Annotated in this window: 2 protein-coding genes and 1 pseudogene; all 3 read right to left on the reverse strand. The window is 48.5% G+C overall.

Annotated features, from left to right (window positions below):
* Positions 1-564 precede the first annotated feature (564 nt).
* The gene (locus Q0294_RS15140) at positions 565-2,004 is read right to left on the reverse strand and encodes a DUF1501 domain-containing protein (protein WP_299467115.1); all 1,440 of its coding nucleotides are present in this window, start codon (positions 2,002-2,004) and stop codon (positions 565-567) included.
* Positions 2,005-2,035: 31 nt separating this feature from the next.
* Complete coding sequence (locus tag Q0294_RS15145) at positions 2,036-4,894, reverse strand: DUF1553 domain-containing protein (RefSeq protein WP_299467116.1); 2,859 nt, start codon at positions 4,892-4,894, stop codon at positions 2,036-2,038.
* 263 nt (positions 4,895-5,157) lie between these two features.
* Positions 5,158-5,434 (reverse strand): annotated as a pseudogene (locus Q0294_RS15150) (hypothetical protein); the annotation flags it as partial.

A 5,434-nucleotide genomic window follows, 5' to 3' on the forward strand; every position in this document is an offset into this window, starting at 1 on the left:
GCTTGTCTTAGTTAATTCAGGGATTTACCCCATTACCTGACCTGATAAACCACAAACTAGATCCATTGTGAAACCTTGTGGCTTGCCGTTCGCTCTTTTCGTTAAAAAACGTGATAGAACGAGCTTTATTCTCACGCGCGCATTCTAGTGGGGGCCAAATAATATTAAAAGATAGAATTGTCGTGTTTTGTGGTGAAGTCTCAGTAAAAAGAAAGAAACGTGCTGTCCAATACGCTTTTTCTCATTAACGGAACACATAATCTGAGGCGGGAAATGAATTTCAAAGCAGTGTTTTCTGCACCGGGAGTTTTATTGGTTTGCACCGTTTCTTAAGGATTTTAATTAGATCTTAAGAGTAGTTGCAGTCACCATCGTGCCTGTGCTACCTGGCATTAGCGTTGCGAGTTCATGTTTCCATTCACCAGCAGAAAGAGTTGAGATAACTAGAAAGGATGCATGATAGTAGCAGCAACAAATTAGAATTAAGACCGGTTCGCAATTGAGGGGGCATTTGCGAACCGGTTTTTTTGACTTACGCGGTATCTCAAAAAAACTGCGATCCGCTCAGGCAAACAGATCAGTGACAACATGCCCTTCAACGTCTGTGAGACGGAAATCGCGGCCTGCATGCCGGTAGGTCAGGCGTTCATGGTCAATGCCCAGCAGGTGCAGTAGCGTCGCGTGCATGTCATGCATGTGAACTTTGTTTTCGACCGCTTCATGCCCAAACTCATCGGTGGCTCCATACGAGAAACCGGCTTTCACACCCGCTCCACAGAGAAAATGCGTAAAGCCTTTGGGATTGTGATCGCGGCCATCGACACCCTGCTTAAAGGGGTTTCTACCGAATTCTCCCCCCCACCAGATCAGAGTGTCTTCCAGCAGGCCGCGCTGCTTCATGTCCTGAATCAAACCGGCTATGGGTTTGTCAGTAGCCTTTGCGTGAATTGCATGTTGCTGAATTTTGCTGTGCTGGTCCCAACGGGGCGTGTTTCCATTGTCGGCGTAGTTAACCTGGATATAACGGGTTCCCGCTTCGGCCATGCGACGAGCCAGGAGGCACTGTCTTCCAAAATCATCGGTTTCTTCCTGCCCGATTCCATACAAGTCAAACGTTGATTTTGATTCTCCCGACAGATCTGTTAATCCGGGAGCATGCTGCTGCATGCGGAATGCCAGTTCGAATGAATTGATGACGGCCGCCAGTTCATCGTCGGCTTTGTGAGATTGCAGCTGGCTTTGATTCAGTGACTGCAGCAGCTTCAACTGCTGGCGTTGTTTGCTGATTGACCATTGTTCATTTTTAATATTGTTGAATCGCGCTTTGTCTGCCGGCTGCCCTGCTCTGCCTAGCGCGGTTCCCTGGAAATGAGAAGGCAGAAACGCATTCGAAAAATTGCGGGGACCTCCATTTGAGGCAGAAGGAGAAATCGTGATGAACCCGGGGATATTTTCGTTTTCCGTACCCAGTCCATAAGTAATCCAGGAACCAATTGAGGGCATGATCAGATTTGTGGTTCCCGTGTGCAGGAACAATGTGCTCGGACCGTGTGCAACGCCGGTCGTATGCATGCTGTGAACAAAACAGAGGTCATCGACTTGCCGGCCAATTTCAGGAAACAAGTCGGACACCCAGTGACCACTTTCACCATACTGGCGAAACTTCCAGAGCGACTGCATCACTTTTTCTTTGCCGAACGTTCCGGTTTTGGCGATGGTCCGCGAATCTTTGAATTCGAGTTGTTCGCCATCTTTCTTTGCCAGCAGTGGCTTATAGTCAAAGGTGTCGACGTGGCTCGGTCCCCCCTGCATGAAGATGAAAATAATGCGTTTCGCACGAGGCGTAAACATGGGCTCTTGCGGCGCCAGAGGATTTCTAAGGGAAACACTAGGAGTATTTCCACTCGCCTGGGAAAGCAGACCAGAGAATGCCAGAGAACCAAAGCCGCAGGCAGATGATCGCAACAGACTGCGTCGTGAAACAGGAATATTCGCATCCAACATGGAAAGGCTCCAGGTTTATGAAATGGCAGGTCTATTTAAGATATCGAAAATCAATACAAGCGATGATGGTTTGACTGAAGGCGGTCCAGAGTTCGAGTTGAGTGGGATCTCCCTTGACCTGCGATTGATTTAAAAAACGTGCGGCGTTTGCTTTTTCAGTCTGCTCAGGCAATCGTCCCAGTGTGATGCGGAACAACGCATCAATGCGGGCGGATTGGTTATCGGGAAACTGAGTGATCATCTGCTGGGCAATGTTTTGTGACTGTTCGATCACAAACGGGTTGTTCATCAGGTAGAGCGCCTGTGTCGATAACGTGCTGGTATTACGGCGTCCCAAAGATAAATTGGGGTCCGGAAAATCAAAGATGGCCAGCAAATCGTGCAGGCGATTTCGGAACACGGGAATATACACGCTGCGATACTGGTTCTCAAACTGGTAACCATACTCTGATGTTGTATCCGGTTTGATGGTCTGGTCGTGCTGTGACAGATCAAGATTTCCGCTGACAAACAGAATCGTATCGCGAATCGCTTCTGCATCGAGACGTCGATGGTTTTGATGCGTGAAGAGTCGATTGTCGGGGTCAGTCTCTCGCTGCTTCATTGTCGACTGACTTGAGAGCTGATAGGTTTTTGAAAGTACGATTTCACGGATCATCGATTTGGTGGACCATTTGTTCTCAATCAATTTTAAAGCGAGATAATCGAGTAATTCGGGATGTGAGGGAGTCTCACCCCGGATACCAAAATTATCAACCGTCCGCACCAGTCCCGAACCGAACAGGTGATGCCAGATCCGATTGACATAAACGCGTGCTGTTAACAGATTTTGCGGGCTGGCAATCCATTGGGCCAATTCAAGCCGCCCACTGGCATTGGAGGGAATTGTGACAGGGGCATCAGATTGTGCAACCGTGACAAAGCCGCGGGGGACAATTTTTCCCAGGTTATGCACGTCGCCTCGGATCAGAAGGTGGTAATCTCCCGGTTCCTCGCCCTCGTAAACCGACATGATTTCGGGAACTTCTGGTGGCGCTGACTTCTTTTTTTCTTCAATCGCCGTCGTGAGTGCCTGGATCTGTTCTTTCGTTTCTTCAATTTTCAGCAACGTCTGTTTGAATTGCGTGACGGCAGTCTGTTGCTGGTTTTCAGGAGCGGGGTCAACCGGAGCAGAAATGAAACGGATGGCGTCGACAATCACATAACCGTCAGTCCCTTCATTCGAAACAACGACTTCCTCATCTTTGGCTCCGGTAAAATCAAACGTGCCCAGAGAGGCAAATGAACCATTGTCAGGCTGGAGCCGTTGGTTCACATAAACAGTATGCTCTCCTTTAGACGTTTTAATAGTAACCGGGACACGCGAGGCCCGCGATTCAGCCGAATTATAGGCCAGTTGCACATCGTAGCGTCCCGATTTGAGTTGGCGCGGAGTAAATTTGACTTGTTTTTTTCCTTTGGCGGCATGCTGATCATGGATATAACCTTTGCCGATATAGTCTTTATAGAAGGTTGACTGCTTCCAGTCTCCGACCAGGGTCGCAGAGGAGTCATCGAGCGTGATGGTATTTAGTTCCTGCTCCAGAGTTTTCAACTGCTTTTGTTTGGTTTTTTGTCTGGTTGTCAAACTGGCCAGCACTTGATCGAATTCGTCTCTTGTCTGCTGTTCTTCTGGGGGGAGAGGGAGCGGACGTTTGGTCCAGCCGGAGACATTTCCGGGAGTTAAAACTTTGGTACTGCGAAAAATGCCCGCCAGTGCGTAATAATCAGCCGCTGGAATCGGGTCAAATTTATGATCGTGGCAGCGGGCACAGCCTAGAGTCATTGCGAGAAACGCCTGACCGACAGTCTGAATCTGTTCGTCAATGACGTCCATTCGTAACTGTTCTTTATCCTGCTGTTCATAATTTGTCGGGCCCAGGAGAAGAAACGCCGTCGCGAGTTGTTGTTCCTGCTGTTGCAGATAATCTTTTGATACGAGTAAATCGCCGGCAATCTGTTCCCGGATAAACTGGTCAAAAGGTTTGTCTTTGTTGAATGCATCAATGACGTAATTGCGATATCGCCAGGCAGAATTATATAGCAGCGACCGCCCTCCTCCGGACGATTGTGAATAACGGGCCACATCCAGCCAATAGCGGCCCCAGCGTTCTCCAAAGTGAGGGGATGCTAACAATTGATCGACGACACGCGTCGTGGCATTCTCACTGTGATCATTCAGGAATTGATCGATTTGTTGAGGCGTGGGGGGCAGACCAGTCAAGTCATAATAGAGCCGACGAATTAGTGTGATGCGATCGGCATCCGGGACCGGTGTCAGTTTTTGCTGTTCCTGTGCGGAACGAATCAAGCGATCGATGCCAGAGTGATTCCAATTCGGGTCGGAGACCGTGGGGAGCGTTTGCTTTTGAATTGGCTGAAAGGCCCAGAACTGTTTTCCTTTTTCAATGTCAATATTTTCCCGGACGACTTTGCTTTCCCCTTTTCGCGGATCAGGGGCTCCCATTTTGATCCAGGTTTCAAAGTCAGCAATGATTTCCGGAGCAAGTTTTCCGGAAGGAGGCATCTCAAAACTTTCAAACCGCAGGGACTCCAACAGCAGGCTTTCTGCCGGTTTTCCCGGGACCAATGCTGCTCCTGAGTCACCTCCATTTAACGTTCCGGCACGCGTATCCAGTAGTAATCCACCGCGGATGGATTTCGAATCGGCGGCATGGCATTCATAGCAGTGCTGAATCAGAACGGGACGAATTTTTGCTTCAAAAAACTCGATTCCACGGTCTTTCCGGGGAGTGTCCTCTGCATCAGCAAGCCCGACGATCCCCAAGATCATCAGCGAGGTAATGACGAATATGCGTATCCTAAAGTAGCCTGGTTCCGGCAGCAGCATCCACCATGCTCCTCATTCAGAATGAGAACTTTTCAATTTGAATCATAAACTGATAGCATCAACCTGTGTTTATATCAGGGTTTAGGGACGAAAACAACTCTTTTTTACTTTGGCAGTTGGGAAAGAGTGTCGTGTTTTTCGCAAAACCACGCTTAAGCCAAAAAAATACCCCCGATTCATGAACTGAATCGGGGGTAAGCGAAACTGGCTTAATCGTCAACAAGCTGATTCAGCACACGTTTAAACAGCTTGTGGTGGTGATATCAGCTGTTTTTCTTCTTCTTACCGGCTTTTGCTGGTTTTTTGATTTTCGCAAGCTGATCAGCGGTCAAAAATGTTTCCACTTTGCCTCTTACTTCACCATTCAACTTCTTTGTTTCTGCGGTGACTTCTTTCATTTGCTTTTCCTGATCATCAGAAAGATTCAGGGCAGCACTGACAGCATCGCGCAGTTCTTTGCCTTTTTTGCCGGCATCTTTGGCTTCTTTCATCGCTTCGCGACGGGCTTTCACCTGCTCGTCGGTCAGGATCTCACGATTT

Origin of the sequence: uncultured Gimesia sp. (genome assembly GCF_937919775.1) — a bacterium.
Classification (GTDB): Bacteria; Planctomycetota; Planctomycetia; order Planctomycetales; family Planctomycetaceae; genus Gimesia.

Excerpts from the sequence above, each read along its gene's own strand:
- Q0294_RS15140 (WP_299467115.1), bottom strand. The coding sequence starts at position 2,004 with ATGTTGGATGCGAATATTCCTGTTTCACGACGCAGTCTGTTGCGATCA.
- Q0294_RS15145 (WP_299467116.1), bottom strand. The coding sequence starts at position 4,894 with ATGCTGCTGCCGGAACCAGGCTACTTTAGGATACGCATATTCGTCATT.